The organism is Streptomyces sp. NPDC059861, assembly GCF_042731435.1.
Taxonomy (GTDB): Bacteria; Actinomycetota; Actinomycetes; order Streptomycetales; family Streptomycetaceae; genus Streptomyces.
The window spans coordinates 57,875-79,030 of record NZ_JBHWJQ010000041.1; the positions used below are offsets into that span (position 1 = coordinate 57,875).

The 21,156-nt window shown below is 74.2% G+C and carries 16 protein-coding genes, 1 pseudogene and 1 riboswitch; of the genes and pseudogenes, 16 read left to right on the forward strand and 1 reads right to left on the reverse strand.

The genetic code is table 11. From position 1 onward, the window contains the following. Nucleotides 1-58 precede the first annotated feature (58 nt). The 10 genes and pseudogenes from ACFV6X_RS29455 to cobI all read left to right on the forward strand — a co-directional run bounded on the left by ACFV6X_RS29455 (nucleotide 59) and on the right by cobI (nucleotide 13,770). Nucleotides 59-825, forward strand: a pseudogene (locus ACFV6X_RS29455) (lysozyme). Between the two features lie 163 nt (nucleotides 826-988). Next, nucleotides 989-2,230 carry an anion permease gene (locus ACFV6X_RS29460; protein WP_385388484.1) on the forward strand — a complete coding sequence of 414 codons (1,242 nt, stop codon included), beginning with the start codon at nucleotides 989-991 and terminating at the stop codon, nucleotides 2,228-2,230. A 31-nt stretch (nucleotides 2,231-2,261) separates the two neighbouring features. After that, nucleotides 2,262-2,483: a hypothetical protein gene (locus tag ACFV6X_RS29465; RefSeq protein ID WP_365452852.1), complete on the forward strand. Its 222-nt coding sequence runs from the start codon at nucleotides 2,262-2,264 to the stop codon at nucleotides 2,481-2,483. 267 nt (nucleotides 2,484-2,750) lie between these two features. Continuing rightward, nucleotides 2,751-2,826, forward strand: a riboswitch (cobalamin riboswitch). A gap of 120 nt (nucleotides 2,827-2,946) precedes the next feature. Continuing rightward, a complete protein-coding gene (locus ACFV6X_RS29470; RefSeq protein WP_385388487.1) occupies nucleotides 2,947-3,897 on the forward strand; it encodes a cobalamin biosynthesis protein in 951 nt (316 codons plus the stop codon). Beyond that, on the forward strand, nucleotides 3,894-5,405 hold the full coding sequence (locus tag ACFV6X_RS29475) for a cobyric acid synthase (protein WP_385388489.1): 1,512 nt from the start codon (nucleotides 3,894-3,896) through the stop codon (nucleotides 5,403-5,405). The genes ACFV6X_RS29470 and ACFV6X_RS29475 overlap by 4 nt, the downstream gene beginning before the upstream one ends. After that, nucleotides 5,402-9,055, forward strand: coding sequence for a cobaltochelatase subunit CobN (gene cobN / locus ACFV6X_RS29480; RefSeq protein ID WP_385388491.1), 3,654 nt, complete (start codon nucleotides 5,402-5,404; stop codon nucleotides 9,053-9,055). Before ACFV6X_RS29475 ends, cobN begins: the two co-directional genes overlap by 4 nt. Next, nucleotides 9,052-11,070: a putative cobaltochelatase gene (locus tag ACFV6X_RS29485; protein WP_385388494.1), complete on the forward strand. Its 2,019-nt coding sequence runs from the start codon at nucleotides 9,052-9,054 to the stop codon at nucleotides 11,068-11,070. The genes cobN and ACFV6X_RS29485 overlap by 4 nt, the downstream gene beginning before the upstream one ends. Further along, nucleotides 11,070-11,678 (forward strand): cob(I)yrinic acid a,c-diamide adenosyltransferase, encoded by a 609-nt coding sequence (gene cobO / locus ACFV6X_RS29490; protein ID WP_385388496.1) that lies wholly within the window; start codon nucleotides 11,070-11,072, stop codon nucleotides 11,676-11,678. Before ACFV6X_RS29485 ends, cobO begins: the two co-directional genes overlap by 1 nt. Continuing rightward, nucleotides 11,672-13,042, forward strand: a complete 1,371-nt coding sequence (locus ACFV6X_RS29495; RefSeq protein WP_385388499.1) for a cobyrinate a,c-diamide synthase — start codon at nucleotides 11,672-11,674, stop codon at nucleotides 13,040-13,042. The genes cobO and ACFV6X_RS29495 overlap by 7 nt, the downstream gene beginning before the upstream one ends. Then, nucleotides 13,039-13,770: a precorrin-2 C(20)-methyltransferase gene (gene cobI / locus ACFV6X_RS29500; RefSeq protein ID WP_385388502.1), complete on the forward strand. Its 732-nt coding sequence runs from the start codon at nucleotides 13,039-13,041 to the stop codon at nucleotides 13,768-13,770. The genes ACFV6X_RS29495 and cobI overlap by 4 nt, the downstream gene beginning before the upstream one ends. Before the next feature lie 11 nt (nucleotides 13,771-13,781). Here cobI and ACFV6X_RS29505 read toward each other — a convergent pair whose 3' ends face one another. Continuing rightward, entirely contained in the window at nucleotides 13,782-14,507 is a 726-nt protein-coding gene (locus tag ACFV6X_RS29505) for a ZIP family metal transporter (protein ID WP_385388505.1), read from the reverse strand. 82 nt (nucleotides 14,508-14,589) lie between these two features. Here ACFV6X_RS29505 and cobM point away from each other — a divergent pair, with 82 nt between their 5' ends. The 6 genes from cobM to cobC are packed head-to-tail and all read left to right on the forward strand — an operon-like array spanning nucleotide 14,590 to nucleotide 20,895. Further along, nucleotides 14,590-15,408 carry a precorrin-4 C(11)-methyltransferase gene (gene cobM, locus ACFV6X_RS29510; protein WP_385388507.1) on the forward strand — a complete coding sequence of 273 codons (819 nt, stop codon included), beginning with the start codon at nucleotides 14,590-14,592 and terminating at the stop codon, nucleotides 15,406-15,408. Beyond that, complete coding sequence (cbiE, locus tag ACFV6X_RS29515; RefSeq protein WP_385388510.1) at nucleotides 15,405-16,640, forward strand: precorrin-6y C5,15-methyltransferase (decarboxylating) subunit CbiE; 1,236 nt, start codon at nucleotides 15,405-15,407, stop codon at nucleotides 16,638-16,640. Before cobM ends, cbiE begins: the two co-directional genes overlap by 4 nt. After that, on the forward strand, nucleotides 16,637-18,346 hold the full coding sequence (cobJ, locus tag ACFV6X_RS29520; RefSeq protein WP_385388513.1) for a precorrin-3B C(17)-methyltransferase: 1,710 nt from the start codon (nucleotides 16,637-16,639) through the stop codon (nucleotides 18,344-18,346). Before cbiE ends, cobJ begins: the two co-directional genes overlap by 4 nt. Beyond that, nucleotides 18,343-18,930 (forward strand): precorrin-8X methylmutase, encoded by a 588-nt coding sequence (locus tag ACFV6X_RS29525; RefSeq protein WP_385388516.1) that lies wholly within the window; start codon nucleotides 18,343-18,345, stop codon nucleotides 18,928-18,930. The genes cobJ and ACFV6X_RS29525 overlap by 4 nt, the downstream gene beginning before the upstream one ends. Then, the gene (locus tag ACFV6X_RS29530; protein ID WP_385388519.1) at nucleotides 18,927-19,850 is read left to right on the forward strand and encodes a sirohydrochlorin chelatase; all 924 of its coding nucleotides are present in this window, start codon (nucleotides 18,927-18,929) and stop codon (nucleotides 19,848-19,850) included. The genes ACFV6X_RS29525 and ACFV6X_RS29530 overlap by 4 nt, the downstream gene beginning before the upstream one ends. After that, the gene (gene cobC / locus ACFV6X_RS29535) at nucleotides 19,840-20,895 is read left to right on the forward strand and encodes an Rv2231c family pyridoxal phosphate-dependent protein CobC (RefSeq protein ID WP_385388522.1); all 1,056 of its coding nucleotides are present in this window, start codon (nucleotides 19,840-19,842) and stop codon (nucleotides 20,893-20,895) included. Before ACFV6X_RS29530 ends, cobC begins: the two co-directional genes overlap by 11 nt. Nucleotides 20,896-21,156 lie beyond the last annotated feature (261 nt).

The window sequence follows — 21,156 nt, forward strand, 5'->3', positions numbered from 1 at the left end:
CCGGGGGATTTGTCACGCACGTCGCGATTTCTCGCACGTCGCCGTTCCGTGGGGAAACATGGCCCGTGACCGCACACCGTCACGCCGCCGCACACCGTCACGCCGCCGCGGACGCGTTCTCGCGGCCACGGCGGTGGCGCTCGCGATCGGGGGGACCGCGCTGGCCGAGGTCCCGGCCGGCGCGGCGGGCAGCCCGAAGGGGCACGACGTCTCGTCGCACCAGCGGGACGTCGACTGGCCGCGCGCCCGGTCGAAGGGAGCGCGGTTCGTCTACGTCAAGGCGACCGAGTCCACCACCTACCGCAATCCGTACTTCGGCCCGCAGTACGACGGCGCCCGCGACGCGGGCCTGGTCCGCGGGGCGTACCACTTCGCCCTGCCGGACCGGTCGGCGGGCAAGGCCCAGGCAGCCCACTTCGTCCGCAACGGCGGCGGCTGGCGGGCGGACGGCTGGACGCTGCCGCCCGCGCTCGACATCGAGTACAACCCGTACGACAAGGGGAAGAGGTGCTACGGCCTGAGCAGGGCGGCGATGGTCGCCTGGGTCCGGGCCTTCAGCGACGAGGTGCGGCGGCTCACCGGCCGGCGTCGGTGATCTACACCACGACGCACTGGTGGAATCTGTGCACGGGCGGCAGCCGCGCCTTCGGCGGCGACCACGCCCTGTGGATCGCACGTCATGACGCGGCGAGCGCGGGCACACTGCCTGCCGGGTGGTCGCTGTGGACCTTCTGGCAGTACGACAACGGCGGCGGACTGCCGGGTGACCAAAATCTCTTCAACGGGTCCATGGCCCAGCTGAGGCGGTTCGCGAAGGGCCTGTAGCCATACGGGGCCCCGGGCCGGCGGCACGGCGTGCGGGCCGACGGCTCCCGGGGTACAACCACCCCCTTCCACGGACACCCGCAAGCCCCTCTCAGTTCACCTTTCGTTCACTTGGGTTACCTACGTTCGTCCAGCCAATGACCTCGAACGATTGCCTGGGTAAATGGAAGGCATCTCGCTGATCCTCGCGATTGTGGTGGTAACCGCTCTCGCGTTCGATTTCACGAACGGTTTCCACGACACCGCGAACGCGATGGCCACCACCATCTCGACAGGTGCCCTCAGACCCAAGATCGCGGTGGCCATGTCCGCCGTCCTCAATCTGGTCGGCGCCTTCCTCTCCGTCGAGGTCGCCAACACGATCTCCAAGGGCCTGGTCGACGAGAGCGGCATCCGTCCCGAGGTCATCTTCGCCGCACTGGTCGGCGCGATCCTGTGGAACCTGCTGACCTGGCTGGTCGGCCTGCCGTCCTCCTCCTCGCACGCCCTGATGGGCGGGCTGATCGGCGCCACCGTCGCCTCGGCCGGTGTGGGTGCCGTCCACGGGGACGTGCTGGTCACCAAGGTGCTGATCCCGGCGATCGCCGCCCCGCTGGTCGCGGGCGTCGCGGCGATGCTCGCGACCCGGCTGACGTACCGCCTCGGCCGGAAGGCCGACGGCAAGGCCTCCGCGAAGGGCTACCGCGCCGGCCAGATCGCCTCCGCGGGCCTGGTCTCGCTGGCGCACGGCACCAACGACGCGCAGAAAACGATGGGCATCATCACCCTCGCCCTGGTCGCGGGCGGCACCCTCGCCCCCGACTCCGACCCGCCCGTGTGGGTCGTCCTCTCCGCGGGCGTCGCCATCGCGCTCGGCACCTACCTCGGCGGCTGGCGCATCATCCGCACCATGGGCAAGGGCCTGACCGACCTTCAGCCGCAGCAGGGCTTCGCCGCGCAGACCAGCGCCGCGACCGTCATCCTCGCCTCCTCCCACCTCGGCTTCTCCCTCTCCACCACGCACTCGGTCTCCGGTGCGGTGATGGGCGCGGGGCTGGGCCGCAAGGGCGGAGTGGTCCGCTGGTCCACCGCCACCCGGATGTTCGTCGCCTGGGGTCTGACCCTGCCGGCCGCCGCGCTGGTCGGCGCGATCGCCGAGTGGGTGACGGGCTTCGGCCCCTGGGGCACCGCCCTGGTCGCCGTCTTCCTGATCGGCTCGAGCGCCGCGATCTGGAAGATCTCCCGCCGGGAGGTCGTGGACCACACGAACGTCAACGACGCGGCCGGGGAACCGGCCGGTGTGGTGACGACGGCGATGGCCGCGGTGACGCCGCCGCCGGCCGGCACTCCCGCGGACGACCTCACCGCCACGTTCCCCAGGCAGTCGTCGGCCTCGGAGCCGACCCCCTCGCAAGCCGGCGTCTGAGCACCCTTTTACCGAAGGAAGCAGCACAAGCATGAAGATCGACTGGGCGGCCTTGGGCTCCGTCTTCGGCGTCAGCCTCGTGGTCACGGTGGCTCTGGTGGGCCTGTTCACCCTCGGTGTCACCGGGCTGTCGCGGCGCGAACGGGCGGTGGCGCAGGGGGAGTCGGCGACGCTGGCGGTGACCGGCGCGTATGCCGCGTTCGCGGCGTGCGCGGCGGCCGTGGGATACGGGATCTATCTGATCGTGGCCTGACGGCACTCGCCCGATCGCCGGACGACGGTGTCCAACCGGCCGCGGCCTGACGGCCGTCGGTGATTTCTCGCGCCCTGCGCGGTGCCCTCGACGGGGGCCCGGGCAGGGCGCTTCGTCGTATGCCGGCGAGGGCGGGCGCGGCGGGCGGGAGACCGGTGCCGCCCGTGCCGTGTGGGCCTCAGCACAATTGCCCCGTCGCAGGTCAACGGCCAGTTGACGGCCGTTCCGGCCCCGTGGTGGACTTCCGGGGCCATGTACGGCGGCAGGAGAGGAAGCCCGGTGCGAATCCGGCGCGGTCCCGCCACTGTGACCGGGGAGGAAACTCCCCGGGAGCCAGGAACTCTCACCGCCGGTCTCGTCGAACCAGGGCGTGGACACCCTGAGTGAGGACATATCGCGATGCCCGGCCGCTCATCGAGGTCCCGTACCAGGTCTCTGCCCGCCCGCACGGCCGGCTGAGCCGGTGCGTGCCGATCGCGTCTTCGCGTACGGCGCCGCCGCCGGCCTCCTCGGCGACCTCCTCCTCGGCGATCCCCGCCGCGGGCATCCGGTCGCCGCGTTCGGGCGGGCCGCCGGTGCCGTGGAACGGGTGCTGTGGCGGGACCACCGCGGGTGGGGCGCGCTGCACGCCGCCGTGTGCGCCGGTGGCGCCGTCGCGCTGGGCGCCGCGGCCCACCGGGTCGTACGGTCCTCCCCCACCGCCTCCGTCGCGCTGACCGGCGTCGCCACCTGGGCCGTTGTCGGCGGGACCTCGCTCGGGCGGGAGGCCCGGGCCGTCGGGAGCGCCCTGGAGGCGGGGGACGTCGAGGCGGCGCGGGCGCGGCTGCCGCATCTGTGCGGCCGGGACCCGCAGACGCTGGACGCGCCGGGGATCGCGCGGGCGGTGGTGGAGTCCGTCGCGGAGAACACGTCCGACGCGGTGGTGGGTGCGCTGGTGTGGGGGGCCGTGGGCGGGGTCCCGGGGCTGCTCGGGTTCCGCGCCGTGAACACGCTGGACGCGATGGTGGGGCACAAGTCGCCGCGCCACCGCCGCTACGGGTGGGCCTCCGCACGGCTGGACGATCTCGCCGGATGGCCGGGCGCCCGGCTGACCGCCTCGCTCGCCGTGCTGGCGGGCGGTGACCCGCGAGGTGCCGTACGGGCCTGGCGGCGTGACGCGGCGAAGCATCCGAGTCCCAACGCCGGGCCCGTGGAGGCGTCGTTCGCCGGGGCGTTGGGAGTGCGGCTCGGGGGGACGTTGTCGTATGCGGGCCGGGTCGAGCACCGGCCCGTGCTGAACGGTGGGGGGCGTGCGGTGGAAGTCGGCGACATCGAGCGGGCCGTCCGGTTGTCCCGGCGGGTGGGCTGGCTGGCCCTGGGGGCCGGTGCGGCGGGGGCGTGGCTGCGGGGACGGCTGTCGAGGAGGTGCGCATGACCGGTCGTGGGCTGCTGGTCGCCGGTACCACCTCCGACGCCGGCAAGAGCGTCGTCACCGCCGGGATCTGCCGGTGGCTCGTGCGTCAGGGCGTCAAGGTGGCGCCCTTCAAGGCGCAGAACATGTCGCTCAATTCGTTCGTCACCCGCGAGGGCGCCGAGATCGGGCGGGCGCAGGCCATGCAGGCGCAGGCGTGCCGGGTGGAGCCGACCGCGCTGATGAATCCCGTGCTGCTCAAGCCGGGCGGGGAGAGCAGCAGCCAGGTCGTGCTGCTCGGCAGGCCCATCGGGGAGATGAGCGCGCGGGGCTACCACGGCGGGCGGCAGCAGGCGTTGCTGGGGACCGTGCTCGACTGTCTCGCCGAGTTGCGGGGCACGTATGACGCGGTGATCTGCGAGGGGGCCGGCAGCCCGGCCGAGATCAATCTGCGGCGGACCGACATCGTGAACATGGGGATCGCCCGGAACGCCCGGCTCCCCGTGCTCGTCGTCGGCGACATCGACCGCGGCGGTGTCTTCGCCTCGTTCTTCGGGACCGTGGCCCTGCTGTCGCCGCAGGACCAGGAGTGCGTCGCCGGGTTCCTCGTCAACAAGTTCCGCGGGGACGTCTCCCTGCTGGAGCCGGGCCTGGACATGCTCCACTCGCTCACCGGGCGGCGCACCTACGGCGTGCTGCCGTTCCGGCACGGGCTCGGCATCGACGAGGAGGACGGGCTGCGTGTGTCGCTGCGCGGGTCCGTGCGGGAGTCCGTCGTCGCCCCGCCCGTCGGTGAGGACGTGCTGCGCGTCGCCGTGTGTGCCGTACCGCTGATGTCCAACTTCACGGACGTGGACGCCCTCGCCGCCGAACCCGGCGTCGTGGTGCGGTTCGTGGACCGGCCGGAGGAACTGGCGGACGCGGACCTCGTGGTGGTACCGGGGACGCGCGGGACCGTACGGGCGCTGGAGTGGCTGCGCGAGCGGGGGCTCGCGGCGGCCCTCGCCCGCCGGGCCGCCGAGCACCGGCCCGTGCTCGGGATCTGCGGCGGCTTCCAGATCCTCGGCGAGCACATCGAGGACGACGTCGAGAGCCGGCGCGGCCGCGTCGACGGGCTGGGGATCCTGCCCGTACGGGTGCGGTTCGCCCGGGAGAAGACCCTCGCCCGGCCGGTCGGCGAGGCCCTTCGAGAGCATGTCGAGGGCTACGAGATCCATCACGGCGTCGCCGACGTCACGGGCGGCGAGCCCTTCCTGGACGGCTGCCGGGTCGGCCAGACCTGGGGCACGCACTGGCACGGCTCGCTGGAGTCGGACGGATTCCGGCGGGCCTTCCTGCGCGAGGTGGCCGCCGCCGCGGGCCGCCGCTTCGTGCCGGCGCCCGGCACCTCCTTCGCCGCGCTGCGCGAGGAACAGCTCGACCGGCTCGGCGACCTGATCGAACAGCACGCGGACACGGACGCGCTGTGGCGGCTCATCGAGTCCGGCGCGCCGCAAGGACTGCCTTTCATTCCACCGGGAGCGCCCGCATGAGCACTGTGTTGTTGTTGTCGACCGCCGACACCGATCTGCTGGCGGCCCGTGCCTCCGGCGCCTCCTACCGGATCGGCAACCCGACCCGCGTCGACGCCGACAGCGAGCTGCCCGCGCTGATCGAGGGCGCGGACATCGCCGTCGTACGGCTGCTGGGCGGCAAGCGGGCCTGGGAGGACGGGCTGGCCGTCCTGCGGACGTCGGGGATTCCCACCGTGCTGCTCGGCGGCGAGACCGTGCCGGACGCCGAGCTGATGGCCGAGTCGTCCGTGCCCGCCGGTGTCGTGGCGGAGGCGCTGCGCTATCTCGTCGAGGGCGGGCCCGAGAACCTCACCGAGCTGGCGCGGTTCCTGTCGGACACCGTGCTGCTGACGGGCGAGGGGTTCGTCGAGCCGCGGAAGATGCCGGAGTACGGCGTCCGTGGCTCCCGTGCCCTCGACGAGGGCCGCCCGACCATCGGGGTGCTCTTCTACCGGGCCCACGAGCTCAGCGGCAACACCGCCTTCGTGGACACCCTGTGCGACGCGATCGAGGCGCGCGGCGCCAACGCCCTCCCCGTGTACTGTGGTTCGCTGCGCGGCGCCGACGCCGGGCTGTACGAGATCCTCGCGAAGGCCGACGCGCTCGTCGCCACCGTCCTGGCCGCCGGCGGCACCCACGCCTCGCAGGCCTCGGCGGGCGGCGACGAGGAGTCCTGGGACGTCGGGGCGCTCGCCGACCTCGACGTCCCCGTGCTGCAAGGGCTGTGCCTGACCTCGTCGCGGAGCGCCTGGGACGAGTCGGACGCCGCCCTGTCCCCCATGGACGCGGCGATGCAGGTCGCCATCCCGGAGTTCGACGGGCGCCTGATCACCGTGCCGTTCTCCTTCAAGGAGCAGGGCCCCGACGACGTCCCGGTGTACGTCGCCGACCCCGAGCGGGCGGCGCGGGTGGCCGGGATCGCCGTACGGCACGCGCGGTTGCGGCACAAGCCGGACCAGGACAAGAGGATCGCGCTGGTCTTCACCGCGTACCCGACCAAGCACTCGCGCGTCGGCAACGCGGTCGGCCTGGACACGCCCGCCTCGGCGGTACGTGTGCTGGACGCGCTCCGCGACGCGGGATACGCGCTCACCGAGTACCCGGCGGGCGGCGACGAGCTGATCCACCGGCTGATCGAGGCCGGTGGGCACGACGTGGAGTGGCTCACCGAGGAGCAGCTGGCCGCCGCCCCGGCGCGGGTGCCGCTCGCGGACTACCGGGAGTGGTTCGGCACACTCGACCCTCAGCTCAGGGACGCGATGCTCAAGGCGTGGGGCGAGCCGCCGGGCTCGCTGTACGTCGACGGCGACGAGATCGTGCTCGCCTCCCTGCAGTTCGGGAACGTCGTCGTGATGATCCAGCCGCCGCGCGGCTTCGGCGAGAACCCGATCGCGATCTACCACGACCCGGACATGCCGCCGTCCCACCACTACATGGCGGCCTACCGCTGGCTGGACAACTCCTTCGGCGCCGACGCGATCGTCCACATGGGCAAGCACGGCACCATGGAGTGGCTGCCGGGCAAGGGACTCGGGCTGAGCGGCGGGTGCGCCCCGGACGCGGTCCTCGGCGAGCTGCCCCTGGTCTACCCCTTCATCGTCAACGACCCCGGCGAGGGCACCCAGGCCAAGCGGCGCGGACACGCCACCGTCGTCGACCACCTCGTACCGCCGATGGCGCGTGCGGACACGTACGGCGACCTGGCCAAGCTGGAGCAGCTGCTGGACGAGTACGCGCTGGTCTCCGACCTGGACCCGGCGAAGGCGCCCGCGGTGCGCGCGCAGATCTGGACCTTGGTGAAGGCCGCCGAGCTCCATCACGACCTGCATGTCGACGAGCAGCCGGACGACGACACGTTCGACGAGTTCGTGATGCACATCGACGGCTATCTGTGCGAGATCAAGGACGTGCAGATCCGGGACGGTCTGCACATCCTCGGCGGCGGGCCCGAGGGCGAGCCGCGCGTCAACCTGGTCCTCGCCGTCCTGCGGGCCTCGCAGGTGTGGGGCGGGCAGGCGAACGCGCTGCCGGGGCTGCGGGCCACGCTGGCCGCGCACTTCGGGCTCGCCGAGAAGGAGTTGCTCGCCGAGCCGGGCGCGCCGGTGAAGGTGCCGGTCGAGCTGACGGACCTGGTCGAGGGGCCCTCCCGCACGGCCGCGGACGCGATCGACCTGCTGGAGCAGCTGTGCCGGCGGATCGCGGAGGGCATGGAGGCCCGGGGGTGGGCGGCGTCCGAGAGCGCCGCCCACGTGCGGGAGGTGGTCGGCACCGACCTCCCGGACGCCGAGGCCGTGCTCGCCTTCGCCTGCACCGAGGTCGTGCCGCGCCTCGCCCGCACCACCGACGAGATCGGCCACATCCTCAAGGCCCTGAACGGCGGTTACGTGCCGGCCGGCCCGTCGGGTTCGCCGACCCGCGGCCTGGTCAACGTGCTGCCGACCGGGCGCAACTTCTACTCCGTCGACCCCAAGGCCATTCCCTCGCGGCTCAGTTGGGAGGTCGGCCAGTCACTGGCGGACTCACTGGTGCAGCGCTACCTCGCCGACAACGGGGAGTACCCGCAGTCCGTGGGCCTCACCGTGTGGGGCACCTCGGCCATGCGCACCCAGGGCGACGACATCGCCGAGATCCTCGCGCTGCTGGGCTGCCGTCCGGTGTGGGACGACGCCTCGCGCCGGGTGAACGGCTTCGAGGTGGTCCCCCTGGCCGAACTGGGCCGGCCGCGCGTCGACGTCACGGTGCGCATCTCGGGCTTCTTCCGGGACGCGTTCCCGCACGTCGTCGGGCTGATCGACGACGCGGTGCGGGCGGTGGCCGAGCTGGACGAGCCCGCCGACTCCAACTACGTACGGGCCCACGCCGACGAGGACACCGCCGGGCACGGCGACCGGCGGCGCGCCACGGCCCGCGTCTTCGGCTCCAAGCCGGGCGCCTACGGCGCCGGGCTGCTGCCGCTGATCGACGCCCGGAACTGGCGCTCCGACGCCGACCTCGCCGAGGTGTACGCCGTCTGGGGCGGTTACGCCTACGGGCGCGGGCTCGACGGGCGCGCGGCGCGCGGGGACATGGAGACGGCGTTCCGGCGGATCGCGGTCGCCGCGAAGAACGTCGACACCCGCGAGCACGACCTCGTCGACGCCGACGACTACTTCCAGTACCACGGCGGCATGGTCGCCATGGTCCGCCACCTCACGGGCGCCTCCCCCGAGGCGTACGTCGGTGACTCGGCCACCCCCGACCAGGTCAGGACCCGCACGCTCGGTGAGGAGACCCACCGCGTCTTCCGCGCCCGCGTGGTCAACCCGCGCTGGATGGCGGCGATGCGGCGGCACGGCTACAAGGGCGCCTTCGAGATGGCGGCGACCGTCGACTACCTCTTCGGCTACGACGCCACCGCCGGGGTCGTCGACGACTGGATGTACGAGAAGCTGAGCGCGGAGTACGTCTTCGACCCGGAGAACCGGGACTTCATGAAGCAGTCCAACCCATGGGCGCTGCGCGGCATCACCGAGCGGCTGCTGGAGGCCGCCGACCGGGGGCTGTGGGCGGAGCCGGACGCGCAGACGCTGGAACGGCTGCGCGCCACCTACCTCGAACTCGAAGGCGACCTGGAGGGCGACGACAAGTGAGCACCCCCTTTCCGTTCACGGCCGTCGTCGGCCAGGACGACCTGCGCCTCGCGCTGCTGCTGAACGCCGTGTCGCCGGCGGTCGGCGGCGTACTCGTCCGTGGTGAGAAGGGCACGGCCAAGTCGACGGCGGTGCGGGCGCTCTCGGCGTTGCTGTCGGAGGTCGCCGTGGTGCCCGGCTGCCGCTTCTCCTGCGACCCCGCGGCGCCGGACCCGGCCTGCCCGGACGGACCGCACGAGCCCGGCGCCGGGGCACACCGGCCGGCCCGCATCGTCGAGCTGCCCGTCGGTGCCTCCGAGGACCGGCTGGTCGGCGCGCTGGACATCGAGCGGGCGCTCGCCGAGGGCGTGAAGGCCTTCGAGCCCGGACTGCTCGCCGCCGCGCACCGCGGGATCCTCTACGTCGACGAGGTCAACCTCCTCCACGACCATCTGGTCGACCTGCTGCTGGACGCGGCCGCGATGGGCGCGTCGTACGTCGAGCGGGAGGGTGTCTCCGTGCGGCATGCCGCACGGTTCCTGCTCGTCGGGACCATGAACCCGGAGGAGGGCGAGCTGAGGCCGCAGCTGCTCGACCGGTTCGGGCTGACCGTCGAGGTCGCGGCCTCGCGGGAGCCCGGCCAGCGGGTGGAGGTCGTCAGGCGGCGGCTGGCGTACGACGCCGATCCCGCCGGGTTCACGGGCCGGTGGGCGGCCGAGGAGACCGCCGTACGGGCGCGGATCGCGGCGGCGCGGGAACTGCTGCCGTCCGTGCGGCTGGGTGACGGGGCGCTGCGGCAGATCGCGGCGACCTGTGCCGCCTTCGAGGTGGACGGCATGCGGGCCGACATCGTGATGGCGCGCACCGCCACCGCGCTGGCCGCGTGGGCGGGGCGGACCGATGTGCTGGCGGAGGACGTGCGGCAGGCCGCGCTGCTCGCGCTGCCGCACCGGCGCCGGCGCAATCCGTTCGACGCGCCGGGCCTCGACGAGGACAAGCTGGACGAGACGCTGGAGGAGTTCGCGGACTCGTCCGGGAACGACGGGAACGACGGGGACGAAGACCCCGACCCGGACGGGCCGGGCGGCGGTCCCGACGGAGGCGGCGGGCAGCCCGACGTGGGGCCGCGGGGTGACGACGGCGGGGCGCGGCCCGAGGAGTCGGCCGAGGGTGAGCCCGCCCCCGCCGGGGCCGGCGAGCAGTCCGCCGTACGGGCGGCCGAGCCGTTCCGGACCAAGGTGCTGAGCGTGCCGGGGATCGGCGAGGGTGCGGCCGGGCGGCGTTCGCGGGCGCGGACGGAGCACGGGCGGACCACCGGGGCCCGGCGGCCCCAGGGGGCGCTGACCAAGCTGCACCTGGCGGCGACCGTGCAGGCCGCGGCGCCGCATCAGCGGGCGCGGGGACGGTCCGGCCGGGGTCTGGTCGTGCGCCGGGACGATCTGCGGCAGGCGACGCGGGAGGGGCGCGAGGGCAATCTCGTGCTGTTCGTGGTCGACGCCTCCGGGTCCATGGCGGCCCGGCAGCGGATGAGCGCCGTGAAGGGGGCCGTGCTGTCGCTGCTGCTGGACGCGTACCAGCGGCGGGACAAGGTGGGCCTGGTGACCTTCCGGGGTGCCGGCGCCGACGTCGCGCTGCCGCCGACCTCGTCCGTGGACGCGGCGGCGGTCCGGCTGGAGTCGCTGCCGACGGGGGGCCGTACGCCGCTCGCGGCCGGTCTCCTCAAGGCGCACGACGTGCTGCGCGTGGAGCGGCTGCGGGATCCGGCGCGGCGGGCGCTGCTCGTGGTGGTGACCGACGGGCGGGCCACCGGTGGGCCGGAGCCCGTGGCGAACGCCGGGCGGGCGGCCCGGCTGTTCGGCGCCGACGGGGTCGCCTCGGTGGTCGTGGACTGCGAGTCGGGGCCGGTGCGGCTGGGGCTCGCGGGGCAGCTCGCGGGTGAGCTGGGCGGTACGGCGGTGACGCTGGACGAGTTGCGGGCCGACTCGATCGCCGGGCTGGTCAGGGATGTCCAGGGCAGCAACAGGAGGGCCGCGTAATGCCGAAGGGGCAGCCGGAAGTCGTACCGGACGACGGACTGACCACGCGTCAGCGGCGGAACCGGCCGCTGGTCGTGGTGCACACGGGCATCGGGAAGGGCAAGTCCACCGCCGCCTTCGGGCTGGCGCTGCGGGCCTGGAACCAGGGCTGGCCGATCGGGGTGTTCCAGTTCGTCAAGTCGGCGAAGTGGAAGGTCGGAGAGGAGAACGCGCTGCGGGTGCTGGGCGCCAGCGGTGAGGGCGGGTCCGTCGACTGGCACAAGATGGGCGAGGGGTGGTCCTGGGTCCAGCGGGACCTCCAGGGTGACAACTCGACCAACGAGGAGAAGGCCCGGGAGGGCTGGGAGCAGGTCAAGCGGGACCTCGCCGCCGAGACGTACCGGCTGTACGTGCTGGACGAGTTCGCCTATCCGATGCACTGGGGGTGGGTCGACGTCGACGAGGTCGTGTCCGTGCTGCGGGACCGGCCGGGAACCCAGCACGTGGTGATCACCGGGCGGAACGCGCCGGAGAAGCTCCTCGACCTCGCCGATCTCGTGACCGACATGTCCAAGGTCAAGCATCCGATGGACGCCGGGCAGAAGGGGCAGAGGGGCATCGAGTGGTGACGTCCGTGCCCCGGCTGGTCGTCGCCGCGCCCTCCTCGGGGAGCGGCAAGACCACCGTCGCCACGGGGCTGATGGCCGCGTTCGCCGCGCGGGGGCTCGCCGTGTCCCCGCACAAGGTCGGGCCGGACTACATCGACCCCGGGTACCACGCGCTCGCGACCGGGCGGGTGGGGCGGAACCTCGACGCGTACCTGTGCGGGCCGGAGCTGGTGGCTCCGCTGTTCCTGCACGGGGCGCGCGGCTGCGACATCGCCCTGGTCGAGGGGGTGATGGGGCTGTACGACGGTGCCGCCGGGGAGGGTGAGCTGGCGTCCACCGCCCACGTCGCCAAGCTGCTGCGGGCTCCGGTCGTGCTCGTGGTCGACGCGTCGTCGCAGTCGCGGTCGGTGGCGGCGCTGGTGCACGGGTTCGCGTCCTGGGACCCGGAGGTGCGGGTCGGGGGCGTGATCCTGAACAAGGTCGCCTCGGACCGGCACGAGGAGTTGCTGCGGGAGGCGCTGGACTCGGCCGGGGTGCCGGTGCTCGGTGTCCTGCGACGGGCGCCACAGGTCGACACGCCGTCGCGGCATCTGGGGCTGGTGCCGGTCGCCGAGCGGCGGGCTTCGGCACTCGAGGCGGTGGCCGCCATGGCCGCGCAGGTGGAGGCCGGGTGCGATCTGGAGGGGCTGCTGGGGCTTGCGCGGGGGGCGGCGGCGTTGCCGTGTGCGGTGTGGGATCCGGCTGAGGCCCTGGGGGCTTCACGGCAAGAGGGTTCCGGCCCGCGAGTGAAGGTGGCCGTCGCCGGGGGACCGGCCTTCACCTTCTCCTACGCCGAGCACGCCGAGTTGCTCGCCGCCGCCGGGGCCGAGGTCGTGGTGTTCGATCCGTTGCGGGACGAGCGGTTGCCCGACGGGACGCGCGGGCTGGTTCTCGGGGGCGGGTTTCCCGAGGTGTACGCCGGGGAGCTGTCGGCCAACGAGCCGCTGCGCAAGGCCGTCGCGGCGCTCGCGGAGCGGGGCGCGCCCGTCGCCGCCGAGTGTGCCGGGCTGCTGTATCTGTGCCGGGAGCTGGACGGGCAGCCGATGTGCGGGGTGCTGGACGCCCACGCGCGGATGTCGCAGCGGCTGACCCTCGGGTACCGGGACGCCGTCGCCGTGAGCGACAGTGTGCTCGCGCGGGCGGGGACGCGGATGCGGGGGCACGAGTTCCACCGCACGGTCGTCGAGCCGGCGGCCGGGCCGGCGCCCGCCTGGGGGGTGCGTGACCCCGGGCCGCACGTCGAAGGTTTTGTGGAGCGCGATGTGCACGCGAGCTATCTGCACACGCACTGGGCGTCCACGCCCGGTGTCGCCCGTCGGTTCGTGGAGAGGTGCCGGACGTCATGAGCAGCAGGCTGGTCGGAGTGGGGGTCGGGCCGGGCGATCCGGAGCTGGTGACCGTGAAGGGCGTGAACGCCCTGCGCGCCGCCGAGGTCGTCGTCGTACCGGTGATGGACAGCGGTGAGCGGGGGCGTGCCGAGGCGACCGTGCTGCACTACGTGCCCGAGGAGAAGGTCGTCCGGGTCGTGTTCGCGCTGAACGAGCGGACCGACCGGGCCCGGCGTGAGGCGGCGTGGGACGCGGCGGGTGAGCGGGTCGCCGCGCTGCTGCGGCGGCACGCCCACGTCGCGTTCGCCACGATCGGGGACCCGAACGTGTACTCCACGTTCACCTATCTCGCCCAGACCGTCGCCGCGTCGGTCCCGGGCACCGTCATCGAGACGGTGCCCGGCATCACCGCCATGCAGGACCTCGCCGCGCGGTCGGGTGCGGTGCTGACGGAGGGGACCGAGCCGCTCACGCTGGTGCCGGTGACCGCCGGTGCCGCCGTGCTGAAGGACGCGTTGAACGGTCCCGGGACCGTCGTCGCCTACAAGTTCGGGCGGCAGGCGGCCGAGGTCGCCGAGGCGCTCCGGGAGAGCGGCCGGTTGGAGGGCGCCGTCTGGGGGTCCGCGCTCGGGCTGCCGGAGGAGTCGGTCCGGCCCGCCGCCGAGCTCGGCGGGGCGCCACTGCCGTATCTCTCCACGCTCATCGCGCCCGCGCGGCGCGAGGGCGGGCGGGGCGGCAAGCTGTGACGCTCCCCCGCTCATTCGGCGATGCCCACCACCATCCAGATGAACGCCGCTCCCCCGATCGTGCACAGCAGGGTCGGGCCGGCGGCGTGCTTGTGGTGGGCCTCGGGGAGGATCTCGGCCGCGGCCAGATAGAGCAGTGCCCCGCCGAACAGGCCGAGATAGCCGCCGAGCACGGGCTGCGGGATGGTCACCAGCAGTGTGCTCGCCGCGCCCAGGACGGGCGCCACGGCGTCCGCGAACAGCATCGCCATCGCCCGGCGGCGGGCGTTGCCGTACAGGGTGGTGAGGGTGAAGGTGTTGAAGCCGTCCGCGAAGTCGTGGGCGATCACCGCGAGCGCGACCGCCAGGCCCATGCCCTCGCCGATCTGGAAGGCGGCGCCGATCGCCACGCCGTCCATGGCGCTGTGCGCGACCATCGCGCCGGCGGCCGTCAGGCCCACCTCGGGGGTGCGCTCGTGCTCGTCGGCGCCGTGCGCCGCGCGGCGCGCCGCCAGCAGGCGTTCCACCCCGTGGGCCAGCAGGAAGCCGGCCACGAACAGGAGCAGGGCGGCCGGCACGCCGTGCACGTCGGTGTCCGCCGCCGCGAGTGCCTCGGGCAGCAGGTCCATGCCGACCACGCCCAGCATCAGGCCGCCCGCCAGGCCCAGCACGAGGTGACGGCGGTCCGTGACGCGCTGCGCCGTCCAGCCACCCGCCAGCGTCATCAGGAACGCGCCCAGCGCGACGAACACCGCCATGTGCCCTTGCTATCCGATCTGCCCGCGGTCGTGCACATCGGACCGCACGCGCGTTGACTTCCGTACGAGAGGACTCGAACCCATGGCCGAAGCCCCCACCGGCAAGGTGACCTTCGTCGGTGCCGGCCCCGGCGCCGCCGATCTGCTGACGTTCCGTGCCGCGCGCGCCATCGCCGAGGCCGACGTCGTGATCTGGGCCGCGAGCCTGGTCCAGGCGGAGGTCCTCGAACACGCCCGCGAGGGCGCCGAGATCCTCGACTCGGCGGCGATGTCGCTGGAGGACGTCGTGGCCGTGTACGAGCGGGCGCGCACCTCGGGTCTGCGGGTGGCCCGCATCCACTCCGGCGACCCGGCCCTGTGGGGCGGTACGCAGGAGCAGGTCGACCGGTGTGCCGCGCTCGGCATCGCGACCGAGATCGTGCCGGGCGTCTCCTCGTTCTCCGCGGTCGCCGCGATCGCCGGGCGGGAGCTGACGATCCCGGAGGTCGCGCAGTCCGTCGTGCTCACCCGGCTCGGTGGCGGCAAGACGCCGATGCCGCCCGGTGAGGAGGTGCGGGAGTTCGCCCGGCACGGCACCACCATGGCGATCTTCCTGTCGGCGGCCCGCAGCGGGCAGTTGGTGCGCGAGCTGCTGGAGGGCGGCTATCCGACGACCACCCCGGTCGTCGTCGCGTACCAGGCGACCTGGCCGGAGGAGCTGGTCGTGAAGTGCACGATCGGGACGCTGGAGGAGACGGTGAAGGAGCACAGGCTCTGGAAGCACACCCTCTTCCTGGTCGGCCCGGCCCTCGACGCGCACGGCACCCGCTCGCACCTCTACCACCCGGGCCACTTCCACGGCTTCCGCAAGGCCGACCCCGAGGCCCGCCGGGCCCTGCGCGAACGGGGTGCGAGCACGTGATCAAGGTCGTCGGCACGGGCACCGGGACGCCGTCGCCCGACGACGTGGCCGCCGGCGCCGAACTGGTCGTCGGCGGGCGGCGCCATCTGGAGGCCGTGCGCCTGCCCGAGGCGGCCGAGCGGGTCGTGCTCGGCCCGCTGGCGCCGGCCCTCGACACCATCGAGGAGTACGTCGCGAAGGACCGGCAGGTCGTGGTGCTGGCGTCGGGGGATCCCGGGTTCTTCGGGATCGTGCGGGCGCTCGCCGAACGGTTCGGGACGGAGCGGCTCCAGGTGCGGGCGGGTGTCTCGTCCGTCGCCGCCGCGTTCGCGAGGGCCGGACTGCCCTGGGACGACGCGGTGGTGGTCTCCGCGCACGGGCGGGAGCTGCGCACGGCGGTGAACGTGTGCCGGGCGCGGCCGAAGGTCGCCGTGCTGACCGGGCCTGGGTCCGGTCCGGCGGAGCTGGGTGCGGCGCTGCTGGACAGCGACCGTGTGCTCGTGGTCGCCTCCGCGCTGGGTGACCCGGCGCGCGAACGGGTGGAGCGGGTGACGCCCGCCGAGGCGGCGGACCGCGACTGGGGATCGGCGGTGAGTGTCGTGCTGTGTCTGGACGAGCGTCGGGCGCTCGGCACCGTGCGTACCGTCGCGGGCCCGGCCGGGGGACCGGCCGGATGGGCGCTGGACGAGGGCGAGTTCACGTACCGGGACTCGATGATCACCAAGTTCGAGGTGCGGGCGCTGGCGCTGGCCCGGCTCGGACCGCGCCTCGGTGATCTGGTCTGGGACGTCGGGGCGGGGTCCGGGTCCGTGGCCGTCGAGTGCGCGCGGCTGGGCGCCGCCGTCGTCGCCGTCGAGAAGGCGGCGGACGGTGCGCGGCGGATCCGGGCCAACGCCTGGGCGCACGGCGTCGACGTACGCGTGGTGCACGGTGCCGCGCCCGGGGTGCTGGCGGGGCTGGACGACCCCGACGCGGTGTTCGTCGGGGGCGGAGGGCGTGAGCTGCACGCCCTGGTCGCGGAGTGCGCGCGACGGGCGCGGCGGACGGTGGTCGTCGCCCTGGCCGCGCTGGACCGGGTGCCGGGGGTGCGCGAGGCGCTCACCGGGGCGGGGTTCACCTGTGACGGGGTGCTGTTGCAGTCGTCACGGCTCGCGCCGCTGCCGGGTGAGGTGAGCCGTCTCGCGGCCACCAACCCGGTCTTCCTGCTGTGGGGCGTCCGGCCTCCGGCTCGTACCGAAGGAGTTGCTCAGTGATCGGCCTCATCTCCGCCACGGCGGCGGGAGCGGCGGCGCGGGACCGGCTGGCCGCGGCATGGCCGGACCGGACACGGGTGTACGGGGGTCCCGTGGGGGACGCCGTGCGGGCCGCGTTCGTGGAGTGCGAGCAGCTGGTCTGCTTCCTGGCCACGGGCGCCGTGGTGCGGCTCGTCGCGCCGCTGCTGGGTGACAAGGCGTCCGACCCCGGGGTGGTGTGCGTCGACGAGGGCGGCAGGTTCGCGGTGTCCCTGGTGGGCGGGCACGGCGGCGGCGCCAACGAACTCGCCCGCGAGGTGGGCGGGTTGCTGGGCGCCGAACCGGTGATCACCACGGCGACGGACTCCGTCGGGCTGGCCGGCCTGGACACCTTGGGCCTGCCCGTGGAGGGTGCCGTGGCCACGGTGTCCCGGGCGCTCCTCGACGGCGAACCGGTGGCCCTGCGAGCCGAGTTGGCGTGGCCGCTGCCCGCGCTGCCGGTGTCGGCGGACGACACGGGCGCGGCAAGCGGGGCGGACGGGGCCGGCGTGATGTGTTCCGTCCGGGTCACCGACCGTGTCGTGGAGCCCGCGGCGGACGAGGTCGTCCTGCGTCCGCCGTCCCTCGTCGTCGGTGTCGGCGCGTCGAAGGGAGCCCCCGTCGACGAGGTGCTCACGCTGGTCGAGGGCGCCCTGCGGGAGGCCCGTCTGTCCCCTCTCAGCATCGCCGAACTCGTCACCGTCGACGCCAAGGCCGGGGAGCCCGGGCTCGTCGCCGCCGCCGAGCGGCTGGGCGTCCCCCTCGTGACCTACTCCGCGGAGCGGCTGGCGGCCGTGGAGGTCCCCAACCCGTCCGACGCCCCCCTGGCCGCTGTCGGCACCCCGTCCGTCGCGGAGGCCTCGGCGCTGCTCGGCGGGGGTGAACTCCTCGTCCCCAAGCGGAAGTCGGCGATGGCGACCTGCGCGGTCGTACGTCGGCCCGGGCGCGGCCGGCTCGCGGTGGTCGGGCTCGGGCCCGGGGCCCGCGATCTGCTCACCCCGCGCGCCGAGGCGGAGCTGCGCCGCGCGTCCGTGCTCGTCGGCCTCGACCAGTACGTCGACCAGATCCGCGATCTGCTGCGCCCCGGCACCCGGGTCCTGGAGTCGGGGCTGGGCGCGGAGGAGGAGCGGGCCCGGACGGCGGTCGAGGAGGCGCGCAAGGGGCACGCCGTCGCGCTGATCGGCAGCGGTGACGCGGGCGTGTACGCCATGGCGTCCCCGGCGCTGGCCGAGGCCTCGGACGACATCGACGTGGTCGGCGTCCCCGGAGTGACCGCCGCGCTCGCGGCCGGCGCGATCCTCGGGGCGCCGCTCGGGCACGACCACGTCTCGATCAGCCTGTCCGACCTGCACACGCCGTGGGAGGTCATCGAGCGGCGGGTGCGGGCGGCCGCCGAGGCGGACATCGTCGTGACGTTCTACAACCCCCGCAGCCGGGGCCGCGACTGGCAGCTGCCCAAGGCGCTGGCGATCCTCGCGGGGCACCGCGCGCCCACGACGCCCGTCGGCGTCGTACGCAACGCCTCCCGGCCGGACGAGTCCGGCCGACTGACCACCCTCGCCGCACTCGATCCGGCGACGGTCGACATGATGACGGTCGTGACCGTGGGCAACACGGCCACCCGGGAGATCGCGGGGCGTATGGTGACGCCGCGCGGCTACCGCTGGCAGCAGGAGGAGGCCCGGTGAACCGTGTGGTGCACCCCATCGAACAGGAGTCGTTCCGGCGGCTGCGCACCCGGCTGGACACCTCGCACTTCCCGCCGCTCACCCGGGCGGTGGTGGAGCGGGTGATCCACTCCGCCGCCGACCTCGACTACGCGGCCGACCTCGTCATGGCCGAGCGGGACCTTCAGGGGGCGTACCGCGCGCTGCACTCCGGTGCCCCCGTCGTCGTGGACGTCGAGATGGTCGCCGCCGGCATCACCCGGCGCGACACCGTCTGCCGGCTCGAGGACGCCCGTTCCGGGCCGGGGCTGACGCGTTCGGCGCACGCCGTGCGGCTGGCGTACGAGGACGTCGGCCCCGGCGCGATCTGGGTGGTCGGCTGTGCCCCGACCGCGCTGGAGGAACTGCTGACGCTGAACGCGGACCCGGCGCTGGTGATCGGGCTGCCGGTCGGTTTCGTCGGCGCCGCCGAGTCCAAGGCGGCGCTGCGGGAGAGCGGACTGCCCGCCGTGAGCAACGTGTCCGAGAAGGGCGGTTCGGCGGTCGCCGCGGCCGCCCTCAACGCCCTGCTGTACCACCCCACTTCGTACGAGGAGAAACCGTGACCACCCCGCCGCCCGCCCTGCTCATCGCCGGCCATGGCACCCGGGACGACGCCGGAGCCGAGGCGTTCCGCGACTTCGTACGGGAGCTGGGGCGCCGCCACCCCGAACTGCCCGTCGCGGGCGGCTTCATCGAGTTGTCCCCGCCGCCGCTGGGCGAGGCCGTCACCGAGCTGGTGGAGCGGGGCGTACGCCGTTTCGCCGCCGTCCCGCTGATGCTGGTGTCCGCCGGGCACGCCAAGGGTGACATCCCCGCCGCGCTGGCCCGCGAGAAGGAGCGGCACCCCGGGATCTCCTACGCCTACGGCCGCCCGCTGGGCCCGCACCCGGGGCTGCTGACGGTGCTGGAGCGGCGGCTGGACGAGGCGCTGGGCACCGAGGGGCGTACGCCCGGGGACTGTGCCGACGTGACCGTGCTGCTGGTCGGGCGCGGATCGACCGACCCGGACGCCAACGCCGAGGTGCACAAGGCGGCGCGACTGCTGTGGGAGGGGCGCGGATACGCCGGGGTGGAGACGGCGTTCGTGTCGCTGGCCGCGCCGGACGTGCCGAGCGGCCTTGACCGGTGCGTGCGGCTCGGGGCGCGGCGGATCGTGGTACTGCCCTACTTCCTGTTCACCGGCATCCTCCCGGACCGGGTGCGGTCGCAGACGGAGGGCTGGGCGGCCGCCCACCCGGAGGTCGAGGTGCGCTCGGCGGACGTCATCGGCCCGGAGCCGGAACTGCTCGACCTGGTGATGGAGCGGTACGAGGAGGCCGTCAAGGGCGATCTGCGGATGAACTGCGACACCTGCGTGTACCGGACCGCGCTGCCCGGATTCGAGGACAAGGTGGGCCTGCCGCAGCAGCCGCACTTCCACCCCGACGACGACGGCCACCACCACGGGCACCATCACCACGGCGCGCACTCCCATGCCCACTGACGGGCACGACCTGCGGCATCACGGCGACGCCGAGGTCCGCGACGACGGCGAGGCACTCGTCGACCTCGCCGTCAACGTCCGCGCGGACACGCCCCCGATCTGGCTGCGGGAGATGATCGCCGGCTCGCTGGCCGGGCTCGCCGCCTATCCGGACGGGCGCCGCGCGCGGGCCGCGGTGGCGGCGCGGCACGGGGTCGGGGTGGAACGGGTGCTGCTGACGGCGGGGGCCGCCGAGGCGTTCGTGCTGCTGGCGCGGGCGCTGAAGGTACGCCACCCGGTCGTGGTGCACCCTCAGTTCACCGAGCCGGAGGCGGCGCTGCGGGACGCGGGGCACACCGTCGACCGGGTGCTGCTGCGCGAGGCGGACGGCTTCCGGCTGGATCCGGCGGCCGTTCCGGAGGACGCCGACCTGGTGGTGATCGGCAACCCGACCAACCCGACGTCGGTGCTGCACCCGGCCGAGGCCGTCGCCCGGCTGGCGCGTCCGGGGCGGACGCTGGTCGTGGACGAGGCGTTCATGGACGCGGTGCCCGGCGAGCGGGAGGCGCTGGCCGGACGGACGGACGTCCCCGGGCTGGTCGTGCTGCGGAGCCTGACGAAGACGTGGGGCCTGGCCGGGCTGCGCATCGGGTACGTCCTGGCGTCCCCGGAGACCGTCGCGGACCTCGAACGCGCCCAGCCGCTGTGGCCCGTCTCCACCCCCGCGCTGGCCGCCGCGGAGGCGTGCGTGGCGCCCCAGGCCCTGGCGGAGGCGGCCCACGCCGCCCACCGTGTCGCCGCCGACCGGGCCCACCTCGTGGCGGGGCTGTCGCGCATCCCCGGCCTCCGGGCCGTGACACCGGCCGAGGGCCCCTTCGTCCTCGTCCGGCTGCCCGGGGCCGCCGCCGTACGCCGACGGCTGCGCGACCTGGGCTTCGCGGTCCGGCGCGGGGACACCTTCCCCGGACTCGGGGAGGAGTGGCTGCGGCTGGCGGTACGGGACCGGGCGACGGCGGGTTCGTTCCTCCGCGCCCTGGAACGGGCGGTACCGGCAGCGGACCGCTGACCGTCCGCCGACGACCGCAGGGCGAGCACGGACCTGACGGCGCCTTCAGCGACGTACGGCGGCGTGACGCCCGTCCGCCCCCGCGGATGCCGCCCCGGGAAACGGACCGCCACGGTTCCCGCGGCGACATCCGCACGTCCTCACCTGGCGGACGCGACGGCCTCCGGGAGCCGCACGCCCCCTGGCGGCGTCCGCGAGTCCTCCTCCTCGCGGACGCGTCCCCGAGCCGACCGCCACGGTGCCCGGCGCCCGGCCGTCGGC

Excerpts from the sequence above, each read along its gene's own strand:
- cobO (WP_385388496.1), top strand. The coding sequence starts at position 11,070 with ATGCCGAAGGGGCAGCCGGAAGTCGTACCGGACGACGGACTGACCACG.
- cobN (WP_385388491.1), top strand. The coding sequence starts at position 5,402 with ATGAGCACTGTGTTGTTGTTGTCGACCGCCGACACCGATCTGCTGGCG.
- cobM (WP_385388507.1), top strand. The coding sequence starts at position 14,590 with ATGGCCGAAGCCCCCACCGGCAAGGTGACCTTCGTCGGTGCCGGCCCC.
- ACFV6X_RS29465 (WP_365452852.1), top strand. The coding sequence starts at position 2,262 with ATGAAGATCGACTGGGCGGCCTTGGGCTCCGTCTTCGGCGTCAGCCTC.
- cobC (WP_385388522.1), top strand. The coding sequence starts at position 19,840 with ATGCCCACTGACGGGCACGACCTGCGGCATCACGGCGACGCCGAGGTC.
- ACFV6X_RS29475 (WP_385388489.1), top strand. The coding sequence starts at position 3,894 with ATGACCGGTCGTGGGCTGCTGGTCGCCGGTACCACCTCCGACGCCGGC.
- ACFV6X_RS29505 (WP_385388505.1), bottom strand. The coding sequence starts at position 14,507 with ATGGCGGTGTTCGTCGCGCTGGGCGCGTTCCTGATGACGCTGGCGGGT.
- ACFV6X_RS29460 (WP_385388484.1), top strand. The coding sequence starts at position 989 with ATGGAAGGCATCTCGCTGATCCTCGCGATTGTGGTGGTAACCGCTCTC.
- cobI (WP_385388502.1), top strand. The coding sequence starts at position 13,039 with ATGAGCAGCAGGCTGGTCGGAGTGGGGGTCGGGCCGGGCGATCCGGAG.